This window comes from Paramagnetospirillum sp. (assembly GCF_058402745.1).
In genome coordinates this window covers 133,294-157,281 of record NZ_JBZVFI010000006.1, presented here as the reverse complement: position 1 = coordinate 157,281, position 23,988 = coordinate 133,294, and the positions used below count along the sequence as shown (strand labels likewise).

22 protein-coding genes and 1 CRISPR repeat array are annotated in these 23,988 nt (G+C 64.2%); of the genes, 15 read left to right on the top strand and 7 right to left on the bottom strand.

Going from position 1 to position 23,988, the window contains the following annotated elements; all coding sequences use genetic code 11:
- Positions 1–26 precede the first annotated feature (26 nt).
- Positions 27–3,059, top strand: coding sequence for a PAS domain-containing protein (locus tag ACV4UZ_RS04550; RefSeq protein WP_491599732.1), 3,033 nt, complete (start codon positions 27–29; stop codon positions 3,057–3,059).
- A 71-nt stretch (positions 3,060–3,130) separates the two neighbouring features.
- Here ACV4UZ_RS04550 and ACV4UZ_RS04545 read toward each other — a convergent pair whose 3' ends face one another.
- A complete protein-coding gene (locus tag ACV4UZ_RS04545; RefSeq protein ID WP_491599731.1) occupies positions 3,131–3,718 on the bottom strand; it encodes a biliverdin-producing heme oxygenase in 588 nt (195 codons plus the stop codon).
- Positions 3,719–4,166: 448 nt separating this feature from the next.
- On the opposite strand from ACV4UZ_RS04545, the gene ACV4UZ_RS04540 reads away from it, so the two are divergent.
- Positions 4,167–4,367 carry a hypothetical protein gene (locus ACV4UZ_RS04540; protein ID WP_491599730.1) on the top strand — a complete coding sequence of 67 codons (201 nt, stop codon included), beginning with the start codon at positions 4,167–4,169 and terminating at the stop codon, positions 4,365–4,367.
- The gene (locus tag ACV4UZ_RS04535) at positions 4,360–5,826 is read left to right on the top strand and encodes a response regulator (RefSeq protein WP_491599729.1); all 1,467 of its coding nucleotides are present in this window, start codon (positions 4,360–4,362) and stop codon (positions 5,824–5,826) included. Before ACV4UZ_RS04540 ends, ACV4UZ_RS04535 begins: the two co-directional genes overlap by 8 nt.
- Here ACV4UZ_RS04535 and ACV4UZ_RS04530 read toward each other — a convergent pair.
- Positions 5,735–6,403 carry a response regulator transcription factor gene (locus ACV4UZ_RS04530; protein ID WP_491599728.1) on the bottom strand — a complete coding sequence of 223 codons (669 nt, stop codon included), beginning with the start codon at positions 6,401–6,403 and terminating at the stop codon, positions 5,735–5,737. The two genes, ACV4UZ_RS04535 and ACV4UZ_RS04530, sit on opposite strands and share 92 nt — an antisense overlap.
- Before the next feature lie 211 nt (positions 6,404–6,614).
- Between ACV4UZ_RS04530 and ACV4UZ_RS04525 the strand changes: the two genes are divergently transcribed.
- The 4 genes from ACV4UZ_RS04525 (at position 6,615) to ACV4UZ_RS04510 (ending at position 12,485) form a co-directional block, all read left to right on the top strand.
- On the top strand, positions 6,615–8,327 hold the full coding sequence (locus ACV4UZ_RS04525; RefSeq protein ID WP_491599727.1) for a sensor domain-containing protein: 1,713 nt from the start codon (positions 6,615–6,617) through the stop codon (positions 8,325–8,327).
- A 55-nt stretch (positions 8,328–8,382) separates the two neighbouring features.
- Positions 8,383–10,086: a methyl-accepting chemotaxis protein gene (locus ACV4UZ_RS04520; RefSeq protein ID WP_491599726.1), complete on the top strand. Its 1,704-nt coding sequence runs from the start codon at positions 8,383–8,385 to the stop codon at positions 10,084–10,086.
- Between the two features lie 150 nt (positions 10,087–10,236).
- Positions 10,237–11,301 (top strand): cobalamin B12-binding domain-containing protein, encoded by a 1,065-nt coding sequence (locus tag ACV4UZ_RS04515; protein WP_491599725.1) that lies wholly within the window; start codon positions 10,237–10,239, stop codon positions 11,299–11,301.
- Positions 11,298–12,485 (top strand): sensor histidine kinase, encoded by a 1,188-nt coding sequence (locus ACV4UZ_RS04510; RefSeq protein WP_491599724.1) that lies wholly within the window; start codon positions 11,298–11,300, stop codon positions 12,483–12,485. The genes ACV4UZ_RS04515 and ACV4UZ_RS04510 overlap by 4 nt, the downstream gene beginning before the upstream one ends.
- A 166-nt stretch (positions 12,486–12,651) precedes the next feature.
- On the opposite strand, the gene ACV4UZ_RS04505 is transcribed toward ACV4UZ_RS04510, so the two are convergent.
- Positions 12,652–13,609 (bottom strand): IS630 family transposase gene (locus tag ACV4UZ_RS04505; protein WP_491599710.1). Its coding sequence is split into 2 segments (ribosomal slippage): positions 12,652–13,279 and positions 13,278–13,609, totalling 960 coding nucleotides; the frame shifts between segments, so codons are not numbered across the junction.
- A gap of 309 nt (positions 13,610–13,918) precedes the next feature.
- On the opposite strand from ACV4UZ_RS04505, the gene ACV4UZ_RS04500 reads away from it, so the two are divergent.
- The 5 genes from ACV4UZ_RS04500 to ACV4UZ_RS04480 all read left to right on the top strand — a co-directional run bounded on the left by ACV4UZ_RS04500 (position 13,919) and on the right by ACV4UZ_RS04480 (position 18,657).
- Entirely contained in the window at positions 13,919–14,581 is a 663-nt protein-coding gene (locus ACV4UZ_RS04500; protein WP_491599723.1) for a hypothetical protein, read from the top strand.
- Complete coding sequence (locus tag ACV4UZ_RS04495; RefSeq protein ID WP_491599722.1) at positions 14,574–15,527, top strand: trans-sulfuration enzyme family protein; 954 nt, start codon at positions 14,574–14,576, stop codon at positions 15,525–15,527. Before ACV4UZ_RS04500 ends, ACV4UZ_RS04495 begins: the two co-directional genes overlap by 8 nt.
- Positions 15,524–15,730, top strand: coding sequence for a PLP-dependent transferase (locus tag ACV4UZ_RS04490; protein ID WP_491599721.1), 207 nt, complete (start codon positions 15,524–15,526; stop codon positions 15,728–15,730). Before ACV4UZ_RS04495 ends, ACV4UZ_RS04490 begins: the two co-directional genes overlap by 4 nt.
- Before the next feature lie 58 nt (positions 15,731–15,788).
- Positions 15,789–17,600, top strand: coding sequence for an O-acetylhomoserine aminocarboxypropyltransferase (locus ACV4UZ_RS04485; RefSeq protein WP_491599720.1), 1,812 nt, complete (start codon positions 15,789–15,791; stop codon positions 17,598–17,600).
- A 418-nt stretch (positions 17,601–18,018) separates the two neighbouring features.
- Positions 18,019–18,657, top strand: a complete 639-nt coding sequence (locus ACV4UZ_RS04480; RefSeq protein ID WP_491599719.1) for an Arm DNA-binding domain-containing protein — start codon at positions 18,019–18,021, stop codon at positions 18,655–18,657.
- Here ACV4UZ_RS04480 and ACV4UZ_RS04475 read toward each other — a convergent pair.
- The gene (locus ACV4UZ_RS04475) at positions 18,541–19,209 is read right to left on the bottom strand and encodes a dsDNA nuclease domain-containing protein (protein WP_491599718.1); all 669 of its coding nucleotides are present in this window, start codon (positions 19,207–19,209) and stop codon (positions 18,541–18,543) included. The two genes, ACV4UZ_RS04480 and ACV4UZ_RS04475, sit on opposite strands and share 117 nt — an antisense overlap.
- A 1,097-nt stretch (positions 19,210–20,306) precedes the next feature.
- Complete coding sequence (locus ACV4UZ_RS04470) at positions 20,307–20,483, bottom strand: hypothetical protein (RefSeq protein ID WP_158303954.1); 177 nt, start codon at positions 20,481–20,483, stop codon at positions 20,307–20,309.
- Positions 20,484–20,649: 166 nt separating this feature from the next.
- On the opposite strand from ACV4UZ_RS04470, the gene ACV4UZ_RS04465 reads away from it, so the two are divergent.
- Both ACV4UZ_RS04465 and ACV4UZ_RS04460 read left to right on the top strand, forming a co-directional pair.
- A complete protein-coding gene (locus ACV4UZ_RS04465; protein ID WP_491599717.1) occupies positions 20,650–21,153 on the top strand; it encodes a hypothetical protein in 504 nt (167 codons plus the stop codon).
- Entirely contained in the window at positions 21,107–21,448 is a 342-nt protein-coding gene (locus tag ACV4UZ_RS04460) for a hypothetical protein (RefSeq protein WP_491599716.1), read from the top strand. The genes ACV4UZ_RS04465 and ACV4UZ_RS04460 overlap by 47 nt, the downstream gene beginning before the upstream one ends.
- A gap of 7 nt (positions 21,449–21,455) precedes the next feature.
- On the opposite strand, the gene ACV4UZ_RS04455 is transcribed toward ACV4UZ_RS04460, so the two are convergent.
- A complete protein-coding gene (locus ACV4UZ_RS04455; RefSeq protein ID WP_491599715.1) occupies positions 21,456–21,824 on the bottom strand; it encodes a HEPN domain-containing protein in 369 nt (122 codons plus the stop codon).
- Positions 21,821–22,162 carry a nucleotidyltransferase domain-containing protein gene (locus tag ACV4UZ_RS04450; protein ID WP_491599714.1) on the bottom strand — a complete coding sequence of 114 codons (342 nt, stop codon included), beginning with the start codon at positions 22,160–22,162 and terminating at the stop codon, positions 21,821–21,823. Before ACV4UZ_RS04450 ends, ACV4UZ_RS04455 begins: the two co-directional genes overlap by 4 nt.
- A gap of 140 nt (positions 22,163–22,302) precedes the next feature.
- On the opposite strand from ACV4UZ_RS04450, the gene cas2 reads away from it, so the two are divergent.
- Positions 22,303–22,587: a CRISPR-associated endonuclease Cas2 gene (cas2, locus tag ACV4UZ_RS04445; RefSeq protein WP_491599791.1), complete on the top strand. Its 285-nt coding sequence runs from the start codon at positions 22,303–22,305 to the stop codon at positions 22,585–22,587.
- Between the two features lie 188 nt (positions 22,588–22,775).
- Positions 22,776–23,341: a CRISPR direct-repeat array (repeat unit 33 nt; unit sequence GGTCGCCCCCCGTGCGGGGGCGTGGATTGAAAC).
- Positions 23,342–23,988: the final 647 nt, after the last annotated feature.

Here is a 23,988-nt window from a genome sequence, read left to right as displayed (position 1 = left end):
TCGTTCCAAGTATGGCGTTCGGCGTAATGGTTCCATCGCGCAAGCCCAACCCTGCCGTTCATGCCGCCGAGCCACACTCGCCGGGCGAGATCGTCTTGCAGACGCGAAAACTGGCCTTCCGCCTGTTCGCCGCCGTCATGGCGCTCAACCTCCTCATCGCCGTCGCCGTCGTTACGATCATCAATGTCGGACAGGAACGGCATCGGCAGGAGGCCGAACAGTCGGCCGAGAACCTGTCCACCGTGCTGCGGGCCAGCCTGCTCGGCACCATCACCAAGATCGACGTCACCCTGTTGGCGGTGGCCGACGAGATCGCCCGCCAGGAGCGGGCGGGAGGCATCGACCCGGCCCAACTGGAGGAGGTGCTGCGGCGTCACGACGCCCGCCTGCCCGAGGCCCTGGGCCTACGGGTGGTCGACGAGGCTGGAACCATTCGTCACGGCGTGACGGGGATCAAGGTGGCCCAGGTCAGCATCGCCGACCGGCCGCAATTCATCCGCATGCGCGACGATCCAAACGCCGGTCTGGTGATTTCCAAGCCGGTCATGGGGCGTGCCGCCCAGACCTGGATCATCACCTTCAGCCGCCGCCTCGATCACCCGGACGGTTCCTTCGCCGGCGACGTGCATGTGGCGGTACCGCTGGACCGCCTGGCTCAAAGCTTCGCCAGCGTCAATGTCGGCCCCAACGGCGCGGTCAGCCTGTGGGATGACGGGCCGTCGGCCCTGGCCCGCATTCCCGACCTGGACGGCCCCGGCGGCGTGGTGGCCAAGGCGCCCAGCCCGTCCCCGCAGCTGCGCGCCCAGATCGAATCCGGCGCGGACAAGGCCGCCTATCACGCCCATTCCGGTATCGACAACATCAAGCGGAGCGTCCACATCAACCGGGTCGGCCAGCTGCCCCTGTGGGTGGTGGTCGGTCTGGCCGAGGAGGATTATCTCGCCGACTGGAACCGCCAGGTCCGCATCCTGGTGGCCCTGGCCGCCGCCTTCTCGCTGCTCAGTCTGGCCATGGCCGGCCTGTTCCTGCGGGGCTGGCGGAACCGGCACCGCGCCGCCCTGGCCGTGGAGGAGGCCCATGCCCAGACCGAGGAGGCCCGCCGCCGGCTGGAACTGATTCTCGGCTCGGCCGGCGAAGGAATCTGCGGCGTCGACACCCAGGGCCGCATCACCTTCATCAATCAGACGGCGCGGCGCATGCTGGGCTGGGATGAGACCGAGGGTATCGGCCTCAACCTCCATGAGGAGGCCCACCACCACCGCACCGACGGCAGCGAATATCCCGCCATCGCCTGCCCGGTATGGCAGACCCTCCACGACGGCAATACCCGCCACGTCCCCCGCGATGTCCACTGGCGCCGCGACGGCACCCCCATCCCGGTGGAGTTCACCTGCGCGCCCATCATCCAGAACGGCCAGATCACCGGCGCGGTGACCCTGTTCCGCGACATCGCCCGCCGCATTCGGGCGGAAAGCGAGGCGGCCCGCAACCTGGCGGTCACCACCGCGCTGGGCGGCATTCTGCGGCACTCCCTGGAGGACCGGCCGCTGGACGACATCCTTCAGAATTCGCTGGTGGAGATTCTCAGCCTGCCCTGGCTCAACCTGGAGGAACGGGGCAGCATCTTCCTGGCCGAGCCCGATGGCCGCACCCTGCGGCTGGTGGCGGAGCACAACCTGGCCCCCAGCATCGCCGACGCCTGCGCCACCATCCAGCTCGGTCAATGCCTGTGCGGCATCGCCGCCGAGCGGCGCGAGGTGGTCTTCGCCGCCCATGTGGACGAGCGCCACGAGTCCCGGTTCCACGACATGCATCCGCACGGCCATTACTGCGTGCCCATCATGAACGGCAGCGATCTGCTGGGGGTGCTCAACACCTATGTGGGCGCCGGCCATGCCTGGCAACGCGACGAGGAGCACTTCCTGAAGATGGCCGCCGACACCCTGGCGGGCATCATCCGGCGCAAGCAGATCGAGCAGACGTTGCGCGACAGCGAGGAACTGTCCAAGACACTGCTCAACGCCACCATCGACGGCGCCCTGCTGCTCGATCCCCAGGGCCGCATCCTGGCCACCAACGAAGCGCTGGCCGCCCGATTCGCCAGCACGCCGGCCGCCATGGCGGGAACCAGCTTCTTCGACTGGCTGCCGCCCGCCCTGGCCGAAGCCCGCCGCATCCAGTTCCGGCAGGTTCTCGACGACCGGACGCCCCTTCACATCCATGACGAACGCGATGGCGCCATCTTTGACAACCGTGTCTATCCGGTCAGCGACGCCGATGGCGGCGTCCGGCAGGTGGCGGTGTTTTCCCGCGACGTCACCTTGCAGCGCAACGCCCAGAAGACGGTGGAGAAGGCCCTGGCCGACCTGGCCCGCTCCAACGCCGAACTGGAGCAGTTCGCCTATGTGGCCTCCCACGACCTGCGCGAACCCTTGAGGGCCATCACCGGCCACCTGCAACTGCTCCAGCGCCAGCTGGGCGGCCAGTTGAACGAGCTTTCAGCGGAATCCCTGCACTTCGCCGTGGACGGCGCCCGACGCATGGACGCGCTGATCCGCGATCTGCTGGATTATTCCCGCATCGGCCACGCCGACCGCCAGATGGAGGACCTGGAACTGGGCGAGGTCATCGCCGACGCCCTGGCCAACCTGTCGGCCACCATCGCCGAAAGCGGCGCCACGGTGACCTCGGCCACCGCCATGCCCATCGCCCACGGCAACCGCATGGAGCTGGTCCGGCTGTTCCAGAACCTGATCGGCAACGCGCTGAAGTACCGCTCCGCCGACCGGCCGCCGGTGGTGGAACTGCAGGCCGTGAAATCGGGAAATGCCTGGGACATCTCCATCCACGACAACGGCATCGGCATCGAACCGGAATACTTCGAGAGGATCTTCATGATCTTCCAGCGCCTGCACGGACGCGGGCAGTTCGAGGGGACCGGCATCGGCCTGGCGGTATGCCGCAAGATCGCCGAACGCCACGGTGGCTCCATCCGGGTGGCCTCCACCCCCGGCGAGGGCAGCACCTTCACCATCACGCTGCCCGCCGTCGAGGAATAGGCGGAGCTGCCCCGCGGCAACCGCCTCGGGCTGAAGAAGATGCTTCGCCGCGTTCGGCACGACAGCGCGTTTCACATCTGACGCTCGCCGCTCTCGCGGAAGGCGGCCCACAGCTCCTCGATCTCGGCGAACAATCCGTTCGCTCCGTCGCAGGCCTCACCAGCGTCGAGGTCGCCCAGGCCTGACACCATCCGCCAGAACCTGGGCCATTGCAGCCCCTCCGTCTGGCGGGCGAAGAACCTGGACGCGTCGCGGGCATCCGGCGGCAGGCGGCGGAACAACTGGCGGGCGATCATGGCTCCGCCGAATGCCGACCCCTCGATGACGTAGCGCATGCCCACATATGCCGCCAGGCCGGCGGGGCGGCGCCCGTTCCAGATGGGTGCCACGGCGCCGGCGTCACGGCCCAGCACCATCAGATCATGCGCAATATCCAGGCTGCGTCGGGCGGGAGCGAAGTCGTCGCCCGCCAAATAGGCGGCGAACACCTCCTCCAGCGGGGCATGCAGGGCATAGAGGGCCGACAATGCACGGGCATAGAGCCCGACGGAAATGGGGCCGCGCACCAGGCAGATCATGACCTCATGATGGTCGATTCGCCGGTGGGATGCCCGGGTGGCATCCCGCAGCACCTGACGAAGAATCGGTTCGGTGTCCAAGGTCCGGCCTCTTCGTTGCTTGGCGGTTCGCAGGCCCCGCCTCCGCGAAAGCCGCCATGATGATCCTGGCTTCACCGCCCCCCAGCGAGGCGTGCCGATTTGATCTGGAAGGTCCGGGCCGCGCTTTCAATCCTAGCCAGCCGAGAAATCGACATGAACCGTCACCACCACATGCGGGGATAGGACGCGCCGCCCATCCCCGCTTCTTTCCGTCTCCGGCCCGACAACGACTGCACCGAGCGGCGGTCCCGCCGCCCCGGCATGCCGGCGTTGAGCCCGTTGAACTCTTCCCCGTCGCCCAAATGGTGCCGGGCGAAGCAAGACCTTGTCCGGCATTCCGATACACCGCCGAAACACCGTCGTCGAATGTCCGCAACACGAGGCTTCTAAAGTGCTGAATGGCGGTCCACGCGAGAATGGGCCGCGGACATTGGGGGGAACAACGATCATGACGGCCAAGGCGACGGGTGGGGCGGAAAGCAGGCGAGGCAGAAACGATTGGGTCAACGGCGAACCGACCATCGACGAAGTGCTGGCCGACGAGATCGTGCACATGGTCATGCGCCGCGACGGCCTGGACCGTCTGGAGAACGCCTCGTTCATCCAGTCCATGGCCGTGCGGCTCAACCGGCGGCCCGGCCGTGAATAGCGACGCGCCCGCCACGCGCGCCAGTTCCTGGTCGCCGGTTTGGCCGGACGAGATTCCGCGCAAATCGCGGGACCTCGTCGCCGCATTGCTGGACGAGCTTCCTCTCCGGATTGCCCTGGTGGACATGGACGGCCGTATCCTCCTGGTCAGCCGCCACTGGCGGGCCCAGCACCCCGACAGGGCGTTCCTGAGCTGGCGCCAGCTCTGCCCCGCCGGCGAAAGTCTTGATGCGGTAACCATCAGCGAGGGGCTGCGGCTGGTGCTGGCCGGACGGTCATCGACGTTTCGGCACCTTTATCGGGACGAAGCCGGCGTTTGGAACCACTGGCGCACGGCCCAGCTTGCCGAAAGTGGCGCCCTGGTTTGGGTTGAAGCCGCCGAATGCGAGGCCGAACAGCAAGAGGCAGGCGATGCCGAGATGAAGCTGTTCCGGCTGCTGTTCGCAGCCGCCCGCCAGCCGGTTAGATCCTTGCAGCGCAGTCTCGGCGACCTCGCCTCACAGGATATTTCCGATGGCGGGCTCATCGCGCTGAAAAGGGCCTCGGATGCGGCGGCCGCCATCCGGCTGCTGATCGACGACGGCGCCCCCCTGGAGCCGAACGCCAATACTGCCTTGCCGCCGCCCAACGCCCGGACCTCCCTTCTCGCCAGCCCTCTGGACGTGCTGGTCATCGACGACGATGAGGCCAATCAGTTCCTTGCCGCCTCGCAGATCCAGAGCCTGGGTCATTCGAGCCGCTGCGCCCGTGGTGTCGAGGAAGGGCTGGAACTGGCCCTGGCCCGTCAGCCGAACATGGTGCTGATGGACATCAGCATGCCGCAGATCGACGGAATCGCCGGCCTGAGGCTGTTTCGCCACATCTGGCCCGACCTTCCCGTATTCGCCTACACGGCCAATTGCGGCCCCAATGACCGGTCGATCTACGCCGAGCACGGATTCGACGGGGTGATGGCCAAGCCGGTGCTCATCGACCAGATGCGGGCGGCCTTGACCCGACCACACCAGAGCGGCATCGGCAGAGCGGCGGACCGGTTCGACGCGGGATTGCTGCGCAAGATTGTCAAGGACCTGGGTACGGCCCGTGCCCGCAAGTTTCTCGACCACTCCCTGGATGGCCTTCGGCAATGCGCCATCGCCCTGGCCCAGAACGGCAAGAATCCTCGGATGCATGCCCATCGGCTCAAAAGCCTGGCGGCGACCTGCGGGCTGACCACGCTGCGCAGGCTCGCCGAGGACATCGAGTCCGGCGCCTGCGACCCGACCAGCCGCGAGTGCGGCGCCCTCCTCAACCAGCTGATCGAGGACGGGATCGACCACCTGGCAACCTGGGCCGGGCAAACCGAGGCGCTGGCCGATCCAGCGACGGTCAGAGATTCAGCCGGTACCCGACCCCCTGCACCGTCAGGATCAGGGTCGGCGTCTTGCGCGAGCGTTCCAGCTTCCCCCGCAGCCGGCTGATCACTATATCGATACTGCGCGTGGTTTCCGCCAGATCGAGGTTGCCGTGGGCATCCATGAGCTGCTCGCGGCTGAGGGTCCGGCCGTTTGCGTTTATCAACGCCCTGAGCACGGCGGATTCCGCCGGCGTCAGCGCGATGCGCTCGCCCTGGCGCCCGACCACGAAATGATCCTCGGTCCGCATGACAAGCCCGTCGATCTCCAGCGCGGGCTTGGCTTCGCTTCCCTGAGAGCGCCTGAGGATGTTGTGGACCCGAGCCACCAACTCGCGGCCGACGAACGGCTTGGTGATGAAGTCGTCGGCGCCCAACTCCAGCCCGACGATCCGGTTCTCGCTGTCGTCGCGTCCCGACACGATGGCGATGGGAATCGAGCCCACCGCGCGCAGCCGCCGAAGAACGACCAATCCGTCCTCGTCGGGCAATGACAGGTCGAGGAGAACCATGGCCGGCATCTGGCGGGCCAGAAACTCGAAGGCCTGGCCGGCCGAGGTGACGTGCGTTACCGCGAAACCACCCAGTTCGAGATAGTCGCTCATCAGCTGTCCCAGGGCGAGGTCATCCTCGATGACCAGCAAACGCCTCGGACTTCCCATCACCCGCCTCCCCGTTACATGAGCGATACATTACCGAAAAGGTCATGGAACGCAACCGGCATAACCTTACCAAGGTATGAGAGCCGTCCGGACTCGATACCTTTGAAATCAATGCCCGTGGGGAACCATGACCAACCGACAGACCGCCGTAATGGCACCCGCGTCAGATCAGCGCAAACCTGAAGCTTGCGCCATGGAATTTTTCCCTGAAGCGGAGGACCGGGCTTCGGCCGTCACGGGCCGTTGCGCGTGGATGAGCGCCTTGGACGCCCTTGACTCCCACATCTGCGTGCTGGAACCCAATGGGCGGATCGTGTTCGTCAATGCGGCATGGAGACGGTTCGCCGGGGCCAACGGCTATGCGGCAGACGGCCAGGCCGGCATCGGACGGAACTACCGGCAGATCTGCGCGTCTGCGGGGACTCCCGAATCGGACACCGTCTCCCGCATGATCGACCAGGTGGCCTCGGGCCAATCGGTCGAACGGACGCTCGTCTACCCATGCCACTCGGCCCAGGAGCGGCGATGGTTCAGGCTGCACCTCAGCCGTATCCCCGGCCACGACCTGGTGGTGGCGGCCCATGCCAACGTTAGCACCATAAAGCTGGAAGCGGATTTGGAACTCGAAGCGGCACTGTGCGACGAGGCCACCGGCGTATTGTCCCGCCGTGGCCTGGCGCGGGCCGCCGCCCAGTTGTTCCGCTCCGTCGCCCCCCCTCACTTGCTCACCGTGGTGTCGCTGGAGGATGTGCCGAGGCTCGCCACCCAGTGCGGCCGGCGGCTTGCCAACGAGTTCATCCATCACCTCGCGGTCCGCCTGATGTCTCTCTCCCCGGCGGGCGCGGCCATCGGCCATATCGGTGGGCGGGATCTCGCCCTTCTGCTGCCGGCCTCCTCGCTGGCCTCCGAGCCCCTCCCCTGGGGCCGGTCCGTGGCGGAGGAGCTGGGTCGGCCCGTCCTGATTCAGTCCCGATTGCTGCGCACCAAAGTCACCTGCGGCATGGCCATCGGTGGAACGGCCGCGGAGGATTTCGATGGCTTGCTCGACCGGGCCGACCTCGCCCTTGGCGAGGCCCGGGCGGCGGAAAGTCCCGCCGCGCTCCATGACGACGACATGGCCCTCCGCGCCCAGCGCCGAACCAAGGTCGAAGGGGAGCTTCAGCACGCCATCGCCAGGAACCAGCTGAGCTTGGCCTACCAGCCCCAGGTGGACGGCTGGAACGGCCGCCTGACGGGGGTCGAGGCATTGTTGCGTTGGCGTCATCCCGAACTGGGACTGGTCCCGCCCTCGGAATTCATCCCCATCGCCGAAGCCGGCGGATTGGTGAGCGATCTGGGCCAGTGGGTGCTGGAAACGGCCTGTCGCCAGATCGTGCACTGGCGGAACATCGGCATGAAGACCGTCCCCGTCGCCGTCAACATCTCCGGCTGCGACCTGCGCGTGTCCGACTTTGGCGCCAGCATCGCCGGCACCGTCGCCGGCTTCGGCCTGGATCCGAACTCCATCGAGCTGGAGCTGACCGAGTCGGTGCTGATCTCCGACATCGGCACCGAGGCGGGGCGCAGCATAGACCGCCTGATCGCCGCCGGTTTCCGCTTCGCCATTGACGATTTCGGCACGGGCTACTCCAACATGGCCTATCTGCGCCACCTGCCGCTGTGCAAGCTCAAGATCGACCGCAGCTTCATCCAGGACATCGGCGTTGCCCGCGAAGCCGACGCCATCACTTCCGCCATCGTCCGCGTGGCCGAGGCTCTGTCCATCAAGACGCTTGCCGAGGGGGTGGAATCCACGGAACAGCACCGGGCCCTGATGGCCCTTGGCTGCCGCGAGATGCAGGGCTTCCTGTTCGGAAGACCTTGCCCGCCGGACCTCATCGCCCACCGCCTGGCCGCCGCGGCGTGACGGCCTTCAGACCAGACGACACCAGACCAGACTGCGCCAACAAGGGGGACGCACCATGACCAGACTGCTCCACAACACATCCATCGGCCTGCGGATCCTTGCCGGCTTCTGCATCGTCCTGGCTCTGACCGCCGCCATCGGTCTGGTTGCCGTCCAAAAGGCCAACCAACTTGCCGACATCACCTCGGAGTTCCAGGAGCATCCGTTCACCGTGGTCCAGTCCATGGGCCGCGCCCAGGTTGCGTTCCAGGCCCTGAGGATCGACGCCCGCGAGATGATGCTGGCCGAAACAGCGGAACAGGCCACCCGCATCGAGTCGATGGTCGCCAGGGATGGCGCCGACTTCGAGAAGGCCATGAACACCGTTCGCGTCACCATGCAGGGCCACGAGACGCTGGCGGGGAATGCCGGGCTGGTCGCGACCGCCCTTGCCGCCTACGGCGAGTACCGCGACGCGCTGGTCGAGGCGACCGCCCTGATCAAGGCCGGAGATCGTCCCGGCGCGCTGGCCATCATGAACGGCACGGGACGCGCCGCCGTCGAAAAGAGCGCGACGACCAACAACGCCATCACCGCATTTGCCGAATCCAGCGCGGCCGCCTTCATCGAGAGCTCCATGGCGGAGAAGGAACGGATCATCCGTTCGCTGCTGGTGATGGTGGCCCTGGCCTCCGTCCTTGGCCTGGTCGCCGCGGCGACCGTCACGCGCTCCATCACCCACCCGGTGGGCGCCATGACATCTGCCATGAACGCCATGGCTCAGGGCGAGCGCGCCCGCGCCATCCCCGGCACCGAACGCGGCGACGAGGTCGGCGCCATGGCCAAGGCCATGCAGGTGTTCAAGGACGGCATGGTCCGTGCCGAACGCCTGGAATCCGAGGCCCGCACTCGGCAGGAGGCCGAACTGAGGAAGGCCGAGCGGCGCCAGACACTGGCCCGTGACTTCGAACAGGCCGTTTCGCGCATGATCTCCCGGGTGTCGGAAACCGTCTCCGAAGTCCATCGCTCCTCCGATGGCCTCAATGCCGCCGCCTTGCAGACCAGCCAGCAAAGCAGCGCCGTCGCCGTGGCGGCGGAGCAGTCGGCGGCCAACGTGCAGACCGTGGCCGCCGCAACCGAAGAACTGGGGGCGTCCACGGTCGAGATCAATCGCCGGGTTCAGGACACCACCCAGATTTCCCAGGACGCCGTCAGCGGAATCGGTGAAATCAACCTCACCATGGACCACCTGACCCAGGCCGTTGGACGGATCGGCCATATCGTCGAGCTGATCTCGTCGATCGCCGCCCAGACCAACATGCTGGCGCTGAACGCCACCATCGAGGCAGCCCGCGCAGGTGAGGCTGGCAAGGGATTCCATGTGGTGGCGGGCGAGGTCAAGGGATTGGCCAACCAGACCTCGCGCGCCACCGGGGAAATCGGACTGCAGATCGACGAGGTCCGCGTGGCCGCCGAGGCGGTGATCGCGGTGATCGGCAGGGTCGGGGGAACCATCTCCCAGGTCGACAAGGTGGTTTCGTCCATCGCCGTCGCCGTGGAACAGCAGAACGCCGCCACCCAGGAAATTGCCCGCAACGTGGAGCAGGCCGCACGGGGCAATGACGAAGTAACCCGCAATATCGCCGACGTGTCCAAGGCGGCCACCGAAACCGGAACCATGGCCACCACCATGTTCTCGGTGGCGAACCACCTCAACCAGGACGCCGAGATGCTGCGGGTCGAGGTCGAGCGCTTCCTGACGGACATGAGAGCCGCATAGCAGGCGCCATCTTCCGGGCGCCGGCCTTCCCTGGGAATGCCGGCGCCCCAGAATTGGCGATTGCATATTCACCCGCATTGGCGGAAAATTTCCGATCCTGGCAGGCTCGGCGCGGCGACGCGCCGGATCAGTGGAGAAGGAGGGCATTTCATGGGACTTCTGTTCCATGACGGTTTCGGGGTCGCGGATCGCCAGACCGCCGAGGAAGTCACCGCCCTTCTGTATTCCAGGAATCCCGATTGGGACGCCAGGTTCGGCCCCAAGGGGCGGAAGGCCTGCACTGACGACGTCTACAACACGCTGCTCTATCTGGCGACCGCGGCCGCCACCGAACGATACGACCTGTTCCGGGAGTACCTGTCCTGGCTGCGTAGCCTGCTGGCCCGGATGAACATCGCCCCCCGTCACGTGGCGGACATGCTGGTTGCCATGCGCGACGCGCTGGCCGGCCGCGGGATGAACCCGGATTCACCGGAACTGACCTACCTCGAAGACGGCATTTCGGATCTGGCCTCGCCGGGGGCCGAAACCCATTGCCAGCCCTTTGCGGACACCCCCAGGGCCGATCTGGCCGGCGAATTGTTTTCGCTCCTCCATCGGGGAGATCGCGGCACCGCGACCACCTCGGTGCTGAACTGGGCCGAGACATTGGGTGTCGAGGGGGTCTACCTCGACGTGATCGACCCCTGCCTCCAGGAAATCGGCCGCCGCTGGCACGACAACCAGCTGAACGTCGCGGAAGAGCATTTCATGACAGCCTCCATTCAGGTGGTCATGGCGCGCCTCTATCCTCTCGTCTTCCAGACGTCCCGCATCGGCCGCCGCCTGGTTGCGGTTTGCGCTGAAGGTGAACTGCACGAGATCGGCATGCGAATGGTGGCCGACCTGTTCGACATCGGGGGCTGGGACACCACCTTCCTGGGGGCTGGAGTTCCCGATACCGCTGTGATCCGGACGATCCGGGACAGGGGATGCGATCTGCTGGCCATTTCCGCCAGTCTGGCCATCAACGTGCCCGCGGTATCGCGCCTGGTGAGCGCCCTCCGCCTGGATTCCCATTGCCGCCACGTCAAGGTGCTGGTCGGCGGCCGAGCCTTCAACCAGTCGCCCGACCTGTGGCGGCGGACGGGGGCGGACGGCTGGGCACGCGACGGCCGCCAGGCGCTTCGGACCGGCAACCGGCTGTTCGAAGCGACCGCCGAGTTGGCGTCATGACCCCACCGGCGACGGGCTTTCTCCTTCGCTGCGCGGATAACGGCAGGGTCCATTCCATTCTCCACGACGGAATGGGACTCGATGCCGCCATCGTCGGCCTCCCTTTCACGGCGGTGGTGCACTCTGCCGGCATCGCCAAGGCCCTGGACTTCTTCTCGGGTGTCATGCGCGATGGAGCGCAGTATCTGTGGGAAATCCCCGTCACCCCGGCGGCCACCACCATGGTATTCCTGGGCGCCCGCACCGAGGAGGGCGTGTTGATCGCCGCCTGCTCCACCCAGGAGGACGTAGGCCGCTTCGTCTCCGATTTGGAGCGAATCAATGCCGAGCAGGCATCCATCATCCGCGACCTTTACGCCGCCCGCAAGACGGCCGCCGTACCCACGGCCGTGGGTCTCGATGACTTCATTCGCCTGAACAACGACCTCACCAACGCCCAACGGGACCTTGCCAGCAAGAACGCCGAACTGGCCCGTGCCGTAGAATGGCGAAACCTCATTCTGGGCATGGCGGCGCACGACCTGCGCAATCCCTTGAACGCCATCGGAGGGTTTGCCGAGCTTCTGCACGACCGGATCGGCGCCACCCTCCCCACCATGGAAGCACGCGCCCTCGACCATATCCTGCGGGCGAGCGGCTACATGGTGCGGATCATCGAGGATTTTCTGGATTTCTCGCGCATCGAGACCGGTCACTTCACCATGGCGTTCGAGCCGGTGGACATTCCGTCCCTAGCCATCGAGGTGGCCGAGCGAATCACGCCTTTGGCAAGTGAACGCGCCATTACCCTCCTGGTCGAGGCTCCCGCGCCCATCCCCAATGTTGCGGCGGATAGAAACCGGCTCGCCCAGGTATTATCCAACCTCATCGGCAATGCCGTTAAGTTCGCTCCCGACCGTAGCGTCGTAACGGTGGGCGTCGTCTTCGACGAGACCGCCGATACCGTCGCGGTCCGCGTGCGGGACCAGGGCCCCGGAATTCCTCCCCTCGAGCGAGACAAGCTCTTTCGGCCGTTTTCGCGAACTTCGGCACAGTCGGCGACCGGCGAACCGGGGACCGGCCTTGGCCTTGCGATTTGCAAGTCGGTGATCGACGCTCACGCCGGCAAGATCGGGCTGGACAACAGGGTTACCGACGGAGCCGCCTTTGTATTCGAGCTCCCGGCTTCGGGCCGCCGCACGTAACCCTGAAGCCGGGCCATTTCAAAGGATATCGGCATCAGGGCCGAGAAAAGCGAAACGCCGCCAGTGTTGGGACAAACGCTGGACAAGGTGGGTACGTGTTTGATCCCATGCTTTGATGGTGCACTCTATTCGCAGGAATGGAAGGAGGCACTAGAGCGGCGTGCGTTTAATCTGAAACATACCCGGCTTCCCTGAGGTAGTTCCAGCATTCGTCTGGGGTGTAGAGATCGCAGATATTGCCGACGGCCTTCCAGAGGTCGTCGATGGTGCGCGCGCCGATCCGTCGGAGATGAGCCTTGAGTTTGGCAAAGGCCATCTCGATTGGGTTTAGGTCTGGGCTGTATGGGGGTAGGAACAGGAACCAGGCGCCTCTCTCCTTGAGGATGGCCTTGGCCTTCTCGCTTTTATGGCTGGAGAGGTTGTCGAGGATGACGACGTCGCCCGGCTGGAGCGTCGGGGCCAGTTGGGTCTCGACGTAGACCTCGAAGGTTTGTCGGTTCATGGGGCCGTTTATGATCCAGGGTGCCGTCAGACCGTCACAGCGCAAGGCGGCGATGAAGGTTTGGGTTCCCCAGTGGCCGAATGGCGCGCGGGCCTTGAACCGTTGCCCTCGCGGTGCCCGTCCCCGCAACCGGGTCATCTTGGTGGTGGTGGCGGTCTCGTCGATGAACGCCAGCCGGTGAGGCTCCTGGCACATCCGGGGCTGGCGGTGGCTCAGCCAGGTCCGGCGCTCCGCCACCACATCATCGCGACCGGCTTCGGTGGCCAGCAGCGTTTTTTTTGACGCTGAAGCCTTGCCCGATCAGAAACCGCGAGAGTGACGCCGGGTGGGCCGTGACGCCGCATTCGGCCTTCAGCTTGGCCGCCAGTTCCGGCATCGTGATGTCGCCTTGCGCCTCCACCCAGCCGGTCAGAAGAGCGGCAAAGGCCGCCAGCTTACCACCGCCCGGCGGACGGCCTTGCCGCAAGGGCTCCAACGAACCCGTCGCCGCCATCCGTTGTGCAAGACGGACGCTGGTCGCGGCGCTCACTCCAAAATGCCGAGCCGCCGCTCGCCGCGATTCGCCGTGTTCGATCTTACCGTAAACACGGACCCGAAGATCTGATGATAGCCATTTGCCCATGATCCACCTCCAATGAGGTTGAATCACTTTTTCGCCTACAAGGGAATCCCCTGCGATTCAGATTTCAGGTCCGATGCTCTAGGGGCTAGGTTCTACACGGCTGCGCCACCACGACAGAGGCAATCCGTCGAGCAATACAAAATAGTCAAGAGAGCCTGAGGACCCTTGCCAAGCGATACGGGTCCGGGCCCCTCCACCCCATCACGCAAATTTTCGTGAGCCGGCCGTGGAAATAGGCCCAACGGAGGCATTGACACATATAGTCTATTATCTATTAGACTATAGATATTTGTCTGGTGGAGCCCTCCCATGACCGTCCTGCTGCCTTCCCGCTACCGCGACGAACCCGTCTTCGAGGACGTTCTGGCACGCCATTCCGGCTTTCCCCGGCTGGTCGCCCTGAAGATCGACGTCCAGCGGCGCGGCGTCCACTACACCGAGCGGGCGGAGAAGGCGGTCGATCCGGCGATCCACCAGTTGCGCAGTCCCTACATCTTCGGCTCGCGCGACGGCGCCATCAAACCGCTGCCGGAATCGCTGCTGCTGCGCGACGGCGGCACCATCCTGGTGGACCCGACGCCCCTGGCCCAGGACCCGTATGTGGTGGATTTCGTCGATGGCCGCTTCGTGCTGCTGGACGGCGGCCGGCAGGTGGAAGAGGTCGAGCTGTGGCCCAAGCCGGCCTATTACGACAAGACCACCAGTTCGGGCGTCAAGATGAGCCTGCTGGTCACCGCGCGGCCGCAGCGCCTCAACGTCTTCCAGTCCAGCTACTGCTATTTCTGGGCCGACGAGGATGGCCGCGTCCGCGCCTGGCTGAAGGAGCACAACCGCCTGACCTTCGATCTGGAAACGTCCGAGCCGCAGGACCGCGTCGATCAGCTCACCAAGCTGACCGAGCGGTATTGCGTGGTGTTCCAGACCCTGGCCAGGCCGCCGGTCCTGGGGCTCACGGTCAAGACCGGTGGCTGAGGACCGGCTGCGGCCCGAGACCCTGGCCGCCCAGGCCCTGGGCCGCGTCGACGGGGCGACGGGGGCGATCATTCCCCCCATCCATCCCTCGACCACCTTTGAGCGCGACTCCGATCTGGGCTATTCGCGCGGGCGCTGCTACTCGCGCGGCGACAATCCCGGCTACGACGCGGCGGCCGATACCCTGACCGCCCTGGAGGGCGGCGAGCAGACCCTGCTGTTCGCCTCGGGCATGGCGGCGGCCACGGCGGTGTTCCAGGCGCTGGAGCCCGGCGACCATGTGGTGGTGCCGCGCGTCATGTACTGGGCGCTGCGCAACTGGCTGCACGGCTTCGCCCGCCGCTGGGGCCTGGAGGTGGAGGCGGTGGACGCCGCCGACGCGGCCGCCGTTGCCGCCGCCCTGCGGCCGGGCCGCACCCGGCTGGTCTGGCTGGAAACCCCCGCCAATCCGCTGTGGACCATCAGCGACATCGCCGCCATCGCCCAGGCCGCCCACGCCGCCGGGGCGCGGCTGGCGGTGGATTCCACCATCGCCACCCCGGTGTTCACCCGGCCGCTGGAGTTGGGGGCCGACATGGTCATGCATTCGGCCACCAAATACCTGAATGGTCATTCCGATGTGGTGGCGGGCAGCCTGACCACCGCCCGCCGCGACGAATTCTGGGACCGGGTCAAGGCGGTACAGGTGCAGATCGGCGGCGTATTGGGACCGTTCGAAGCCTGGCTGCTGCAGCGCGGCCTGCGCCCCCTGCTTCCGCGGGTGCGGCAGCAGGCGTCCACCGCCCTCGACCTCGCCCGCCGCCTTTCCACTCATCCCGAAGCGGCCGAGGTGCTGTATCCCGGTCTGCCGGGCTTCGCCGGCCATGAGCTGGCGGCTCGGCAGATGAGCGGCGGCTTCGGCGCCATGCTGTCGCTGCGGGTCAAGGGCGGCCGCGCGGGGCGGTGAAGGTTGCCGCCTCGACCCAAGTGTGGAAGCGCGCCACCTCCCTGGGAGGGGTCGAAAGCCTGATCGAGCACCGGGCCAGCATGGAGGGGCCGGGCTCCCCCGTCCCGGATGATCTGCTGCGCCTGTCGGTGGGGCTCGAGGCGGCCGAGGACCTGTTCGACGATCTGGACCGGGCCTTGGCGCTCTCAGCCCTTCCCTCTTGAAATGAGCGGCGTTTCGCCGCTGATATTGCATTTGCCCTTCCCCGATACGGAACGCCCCATGACCTCCCCCGCTCCCCTCGTCTATGCCGACGCGCTGCTGCGCCGCATCCTGGCCGAAACCCGCACCATCGCCATGGTGGGAGCCAGCACCAACTGGAACCGGCCCAGCTACTTCGTCATGAAGTACCTCCAGGGCAAGGGCTACCGGGTGATTCCGGTCAATCCCGGCGCCGCCGGGCAGGAATTGCTGGGCGAGACGGTGCGGGCCTCGCTGGCCGAGATCGACGTGAAGGTGGACATGGTCGAGGTCTTCCGGCGTTCCGACCAGGTGGGCCCGGTGGTCGACGAGGCCGTCGCCATCGGCGCCAAGGTGCTGTGGATGCAGCTGGGCGTGCGCAACGACGAGGCGGCGGCCAGGGCCGAGGCGGCGGGGCTGACGGTGATCATGGACCGCTGCCCCAAGATCGAGTACGGCCGCCTGGGCGGCGAACTGGGGTGGAGCGGGGTCAACACCGGGCTGGTGCGCAACCAGGCCCCCGAGGCGCCCCGCGCCCGGAACCAGAAAGAGCGGGCCATGCCGCCGCGCAACCTGGATTACGGCTTCGAGACCCGCGCCATCCATGCCGGGGCGGCGCCCGACCCGGCGACGGGCGCGCGCATCACCCCCATCTACCAGACCTCGTCCTACGTCTTCGAGGATGCCGAGCAGGCGGCCTCGCTGTTCAACCTGCACACCTTCGGCAACATCTATTCCCGCCTGACCAATCCCACCGTCTCGGTGCTGGAGGAGCGGGTGGCGACGCTGGAGGGCGGGCGGGCCGCCGTGGCCGCCGCCTCGGGCCATGCCGGGCAGTTCCTGACCTTCTTCACCCTGCTGGAGCCGGGCGACGAGTTCCTGGCCTCGCGCAACCTCTACGGCGGCTCGCTCACCCAGTTCGGCCTGTCGTTCAGGAAGCTGGGCTGGACCTGCCATTTCGTCGATCCCAGGGACCCCGACAATTTCAGGAAGGCGCTGACCCCCAGGTGCAAGGCCATCTTCGTGGAAAGCCTCGCCAATCCGGGCGGCATCATCGTCGATCTGGAGGCCGTGGCGAAGGTGGCGCACGAGGCGGGCATCCCCCTGGTGGTGGACAACACCCTGGCCACGCCCTATCTCTGCCGGCCCTTCGAGTGGGGCGCCGACATCGTCTGCCACTCCACCACCAAGTTCCTGGCCGGACACGGCAATTCCTTGGGCGGCGTGGTGGTGGAATCGGGCAAGTTCGACTGGGCGCAGAACGACAAGTTCCCGTCCATGACCAAGCCCGAGCCCGCCTATCACGGCCTGACCTTCTATGAAACCTTCGGGGATTTCGGCTTCACCACCAAGGCCCGCGCCGTGGCGCTCAGGGATTTCGGGCCGTCCATGGCGCCCATGAACGCCTTCCTCACCATCACCGGCATCGAGACCCTGCCGCTGCGCATGGAACGGCACGTGGCCAACGCCCAGAAGGTGGCCGAATTCCTGGAAACCCACCCCAAGGTCGCCTGGGTGTCCTATGCCGGGCTGAAGTCCAGCCCCTACCGCGATCTGGCGGCCAAGTACCTGCCCAGGGGGGCCGGCTCGGTCTTCACCTTCGGGGTCAGGGGCGGCTACGAGGCGGGCATCAAGATGGTGGAGGGCGTGCGGCTGTTCTCCCACCTCGCCAATGTGGGCGACACCCGCTCGCTGATCCTGCATCCGGCGTCCACCACTCACCGCCAGCTGTCGGATGAACAGCGGGTGGCGGCCGGCGCTGGCCCCGACGTCATCCGCCTGTCGGTGGGGCTCGAAAGCGTCGAAGACCTGATCCGTGACCTGGATCAGGCGCTCTCGGCGGCGGAGGGCTGAAATCGGGAAAGTTGGGGTATTCGGTTCCCCATCTCTTCACTGAACCTGCTGTTCTTCATACGCGTCCATCCTTGCCAGGGCCGGACTCTACTTCAGACTGGAGGAGAATTCCCATGGCAGGTCACTACGGCCTCGCTCATGAACCGGCCGCTTCATTCACCGTCCCCACCGACCAGAAACATCAAAGCCCCCCGGTTTGACCGGAGGGCTTCGATGATTTGGTTGCGGGGGCAGGATTTGAACCTGCGACCTTCAGGTTATGAGCCTTGAGTTCGTAAATTATAAAAGCCGCAGAAAACATAGAGTATCATTTCTTTTCAATATGTTATATTCGCCAGACAGCGACAGAATGCGACACAGCCTACCGTCAATTCGCCAAGTTTCTCCAGTTTTATACGGACACAGTACGGACACAGATATGGCAGAGCAACTTACCGAAAAGCTGATCAGGGCCCTCCCCTCTCCCGCCAAGGGCAACCGCCTCATTTACGACGAGGCGGTCAAGGGCTTCGCTGTCCGCATCACGGCGGCAGGGGCAAAATCTTTCGTCGTGAATTATTATATCCATGGCCGAGAGCGCCGCTACACCATCGGATCCTACCCTGACTGGTCCTTGGCAGCCGCCCGGGAAGAGGCGAAATATATAAAGAAACAGGTCGATCAGGGTAACGACCCGCTGGGCAAGCGCATCGAAGATCGAAATGCCAAGACCGTTGCTGATCTCTACAAGGAATACCAAGAAAAGCATCTGCCGACGAAACGCGACCGCTCGGCAAAGGACGACATCAGCATGTGGGAGACCTACATCCTCCCCCGGTTTCGCTCCGTCAAGCTGATGGACCTAACCTCCGCAGATGTCGATGGAATGCACCGCAGCATTGGTGAGACCAAGAAAATCAGGGCGAACAGAGTCGTCGAGGTATTGAGCAAGGCGCTGAACCTAGCCAAACGCTGGGAATGGATCACCAAGAAAGATGAGGTTGTCGGCCATCTTGGAAACTGTCTCCAAGGTCTGGGTCTTACGGAAATCCCTGGTTTCTCCAAGGGCCTCGCGTAAATCCTTGAATGGCCGTTCCAGATCGGTTTGGTATCCGGAGAGTACAAGTTTCTTCAGCGCGGCCACCACCTCACTCTCTGTGCAACATGAGGCGGCGCTCACCGCAATCACGAACTTTCTCAACTTGTTGGCCTTGGTTAGGCCCTCGACATTCCCGCGCAAGACGATTTCGTCGCGGACATATTTTAGGTTCTTGCCGCTCTCCTTGTCGTTCCGGAACCCATGGTTGGTCACGAAATGGAACGCATCAAAGCGTCCGGGGTAGGCTTTTTCCAACTTAGAGAACCGGCCGACGCTCTTCAGCACTTCGTCGTCGTCAGCCGCGAACGGTTCAAGGTCGAAGCGCCTGGTCTTGATCTGCAATGCCTCGTACTGGCCACCCTGCTTCCGCAGCAGGATGTCCTCGTGGTTCTCGCAGAATACCGCCTCAAGTTCGCGATCGATCAGGCGCAGGCACTGGATTGCGGCATAGCAGTGCTGGTAGGAGAACCGTCCTTGGACGTCAGCCCCGGGGTCCGTCTTGTCAAGCACTGCACCGGGATCTGCCGACACCGCCACGCTCCGTCCGTGCGCGTAAAATCGCGCCACCCGACAGATATATTACCTAACGCGAGAATTTGCTCAAGCTGATCATCAACTAGACGCAGCCGCAAGATGTTGGCCGGTTGGGGGTGCCCTGCTCGGCGCCCCGTAGATACACCTTGTAGCGCGCTGAGTGCTGCGGATATGTGAAGACTGATCACGTCCTCGCGCACCCACATCCCTTTGATATTACTTATTAAAACACCAACAAAGATCCCGGCCAGAGAAAAATCCCCCAAAGAAAATTGAATTGTGAGATGCTGAGTTTGTCATAGCGACCATGGCGCCTTCGGAAAATTTGGAGACGCACAGAAGCTCGTTTTCGCTCAACTTGATGTCGAGCCACACATTACAGTGTGGGAAGTTGCGTCAAGACCCGCGCACGAAAACACGACGGAATTACCCGCGCAGCGAGGAGAAAGCGCAGGTTTCACCTTATGAAATCTGTTTACTTTTATTGCCAGTTGCGGAGCGTATTATGAAGACCCCATCTAACGAGAATAATTATAGAAACAGCATCAGCATTGACATCGAATCAAATCTTCGTGACGAATTCATTCAGCGAAAAGATCTTATTGGACTACTAAAAATTTCCGAACGCACTTTGCAGCGGCTTGATGCGCGCCGCAAAGGCCCCCCGAGGATTCGGGTCGGAACAAAGACCATGTATTACATCCCGGCCGTTCGCGAGTGGCTGCTCTCATGCCAAGAGACACCTCACCGGAAACGGACCACAAAATGATTCCAACCATCCCCGCCTGAGCTAAGAATTGAGGACATGACCAAGATCACAAAGACCTGCCCGAGATTGTAACGGGTTGGCCTATTTCGAACTGCTCCCCCTCGTTATCACCGTCTGGGCTTTTCAATTTTAGGGTGGTTGGCGTTACACGAGCTGCCCCCCCTTGGCCATGAGAGTTGCTGGCACGAGCGCCCTCTTTCCTGACTCGACCTCCGGAAGATCAAACTCGGCACGCGTTCAAAACTGGAGAAAGCTCTTCAGATGCCGATTGCCAGGAAGCACGCCTGCGTCATCGCCCCTGAATTAAAGAATTCAGGTCGAAGCATCACTTCTCCTCTTTGATCCGCTCCATCTCAGCCTTGAGCCCCAGATCAATCAGGTAGCGGATGGCCACCGCATCCTTTTTGATGCGCCGCGCGAACTGGAAATCCTCAATCTGCTGCCAAGTGCTCGCAGGCAGGGAGACGGTCTTCCTGATTATGGCCTCGGCTTCGTCGCTCATCATCCCTCTATACCAAATAACGCACCAAAAGTGCAATGGTGCCTTTTCGCATTGCAGCACCCTTAGTGTGGTGCTATGGTGCATTTCATCAACGCACCAAACGGCTGAGCTAGGCGCTACCAACACCTAGCTCAGCCTAACGAGACCCACAATGGAGCGACCCATTATGTCTATCGCTACCCCGTACAATATCAGCACCACTGGCGACCTGCCCAGCCTGTCGTCGATTCTTTCCGACCCGCACCGGGTCCTTCCCCGCCTGATTCATGCCCAGATCAGCGGGCTGCCTCGCGCCCACCAAGACAGCGCCATGCTGGCCGAGGCCATCGCTGATGGATATATCGCGGTCGATACCGTCGTCCTCCCCTGGCGCCCGATGCTGACGGAGACTCTGCTGGACGAAATCTTGGCCGATGAACCCGGCTGCAACGAATCCGAGGACCACCGCGTCCTGAAGGTTCATGCACGTCTCCTTGCCGTTGCCAATGATCCCCGTGGTCAGCTCGAGCCCGAGGCCGCAGCTACGTCCGGCCGCTATCCGCTGCGGGCTGACCTGATTGTCTGGCATGCCAATGGCGTATCCGAGTCTTACGAGTGTGGTGCCACGGACGGCAGGTCGATCATTGAGCAGTTGCAGGACGGACACCGGGACGTGCTGGCCCAGCTATGAATGCCTGGCCGAGGATTCCCTCCGGCATCGCCTTCTGGACCTTCGCCCCCTACTCGGCGTCCGGACCTTAAGTGCCGTAGTCCGGCGCCTGGCCGAGATTGCCGTCAAGAACCCCGGCGGCAAAAGCCCCTGGGCATCGGTACCGGCCCTCAAGGAGATTGCCCTGCATCTCGACCGCATCGCATCGGCGTTGCAGCGCGGCCTGCTGACCGGCGCCCCGGCGGGAGAGCACCTGAAGGAGGTGGAAATGCTTCTGGCGCGGTTGGGGAAAGTGCTGGGAGAGCTTCGGCAATGAGGCCTAGCTAGGACAGCAAATCCCGTACGGCGGCGACGAAGGCGGCGGCTTGAACAACCGACCATTCCGCCTTATCCGAGGGCACCGGCTCGGCGGCATAGTCGGCCAACAGACGGATGTCCTGCACCTGACCGAGCGCCCGGCCGATTTCGCGCGGGATCTGGCCAGTCTTGACGAATTCCAGGGCAAAGGCGCTATGAACCGCCCCATGGGTCTTGGTGGCCTCCGGGGCATGTCCACGACTGGCCAGGGCTGCGCGAGCCGCATCGAACATGGCGTAATAGGCGCGGCTGCACGCCCCGTCGCTATCGCCCAGGTCCAGCAGCGCCCGCGCCGAGGAAGCGGCCCGCTCGGCCTTGGCCAGCAAGGAGCTCACAACAGCCGCCCTTCGCGCCGGATGTTGGCCAGCAGGCGGGGATTGGAATGGCGCTCCGGGTGATCCCATAGATCCTGGCGCACCGGTACTGGCTGGATCAGCACCCCGGTGTCCAGCAGGACGTCATAGGCGATTTCGCTGAGTTCCATTACGGCGTCGAGGTCATCCCCCGGCCGGCCGTCGAGTACCACCGCCACATCCACGTCGCTGTCACGACCGGCATCCCCGCGCGCGTGGCTGCCGAACAGGATGGCCGAACGGAACCATTCACCCTCGCGGCGAGCCACGGCGGCGGTGAAAGCCTCCAGAGCCTGGGGCAGCATCGATGGATCGGCCATGCCAAGTCCCTCTTGTTCCTGTCATGAGGATAGGCGTTCGACTAGGGGAGAACAACAACCGGGTTAGCGTTCGGCGCCATCACGCCCGGGCCGCCGTGTTGATGGCAGTTTGACCGGCCTTGAGGAAGGTGGCCGTGTTGATGCTCATTAGCTACGACGTCAACACCGAGGACAGGGCCGGCCGCCGCCGCCTGCGCCGCATCGCCAAGACCTGCCAGGACTACGGCCAGCGGGTGCAGTTCTCGGTCTTCGAATGCGAAGTCAGCCCCGCCGGCTGGGTGGAATTGCGCGCCCGCCTGCTGGCCGCCATGGACCCGGCGGTAGATTCCTTGCGCTTTTACAATCTGGGCGCCGACGGACAACGCCGGATCGAGCATGTGGGCAACAAGAAGCCGCTCGACCTGGATGGTCCGCTGCTGCTCTGACCTTCAATCTGCCGCGAACCTATAGATCCCGACAAATCCCAGGGAGGTTCGCGGCGGCATGAAACCCGCCAATACCCTGGAATATTTCACTCTCGGCACGCTCTCCAGTCTCGGATGGAGCACGAAGATCCTAAGATTCGCGGATGGCAGCGGGTTTTGCCGCATGTTTCAACATGCTAGACAGAAGCGGTCGCCCCCCGTGCGGGGGCGTGGATTGAAACGCCGACATCATCGCCCTCTGGGGTACCGCAACCGGTCGCCCCCCGTGCGGGGGCGTGGATTGAAACTCCGTGCTGGACATGGCGGCGGAACTGCTGGCGGGTCGCCCCCCGTGCGGGGGCGTGGATTGAAACGCCCACCAACTCATCCAGCACTTGGTCATCATAGGTCGCCCCCCGTGCGGGGGCGTGGATTGAAACATGTTGTAGAACCATCCGGGGATGGTCCGCATGTCGTCGCCCCCCGTGCGGGGGCGTGGATTGAAACATGGGCCAATTGGGCCAGCCATGCGGCGATTTGGTCGCCCCCCGTGCGGGGGCGTGGATTGAAACACGGAAGCGTCGCTGAAGTCGGTCCGTTCATGGCAGGTCGCCCCCCGTGCGGGGGCGTGGATTGAAACTGATTAACACAAGTCGCAAGGTTCAGCGACGGATAGGTCGCCCCCCGTGCGGGGGCGTGGATTGAAACCTTGCGCATGGAGGCCGGGGCGCGGCCGAACAGGAGTCGCCCCCCGTGCGGGGGCGTGGATTGAAACTGTACCGGCACCGTCTGTGGGATACAAGCACCTCTTTAATTCCTGCCGCCCGCTGCTTAGCCCGGTACGATTCAACCCGCTCGCGATTACTCTTTGCCATGCCGCATGGATCCGTTACTAGATACGCTTATAGCTACATAATCAGAAGCCGAGCCGTTGCAAGAAACGTAACTACACATGACGCGTACAAAATAATATAGACCGACATATCGACGTAAAATGGGACATAGAAAACAGGCCGCCACTCCATGCGCTTCATCACACTCTGACTCTTCACCGACGGGTGCTGAGCACTTGATATCGTGTCGTGTATAATGGTGCTGTAACGCGATTCGGCGAGCACGCGTTGTTCATAACGGGCCGCAGAATTAGTCCCAGTAACGTAAGGAGGATCCGTCGGCGTCAACGCGCCATCTTGTCCCACAAAATTCCGACCAAAAATGACTCTGACGAACAAAATGCGCTGTCGCGCCGACTGACAAACGGGTGCCCTGGGTCTCGCTCTTCATAGTCAGCATGGAAGGCGGGGTCGCGATCGCCGCCTCAATAATCCAAGGGGCCCAAGGCGCTCATGATAAGCACCTTGAGCACCTTGGGCGCATATTCGGAGATGACGCCTTGTCGAACAGCTTCTGATTCGCTTTGGA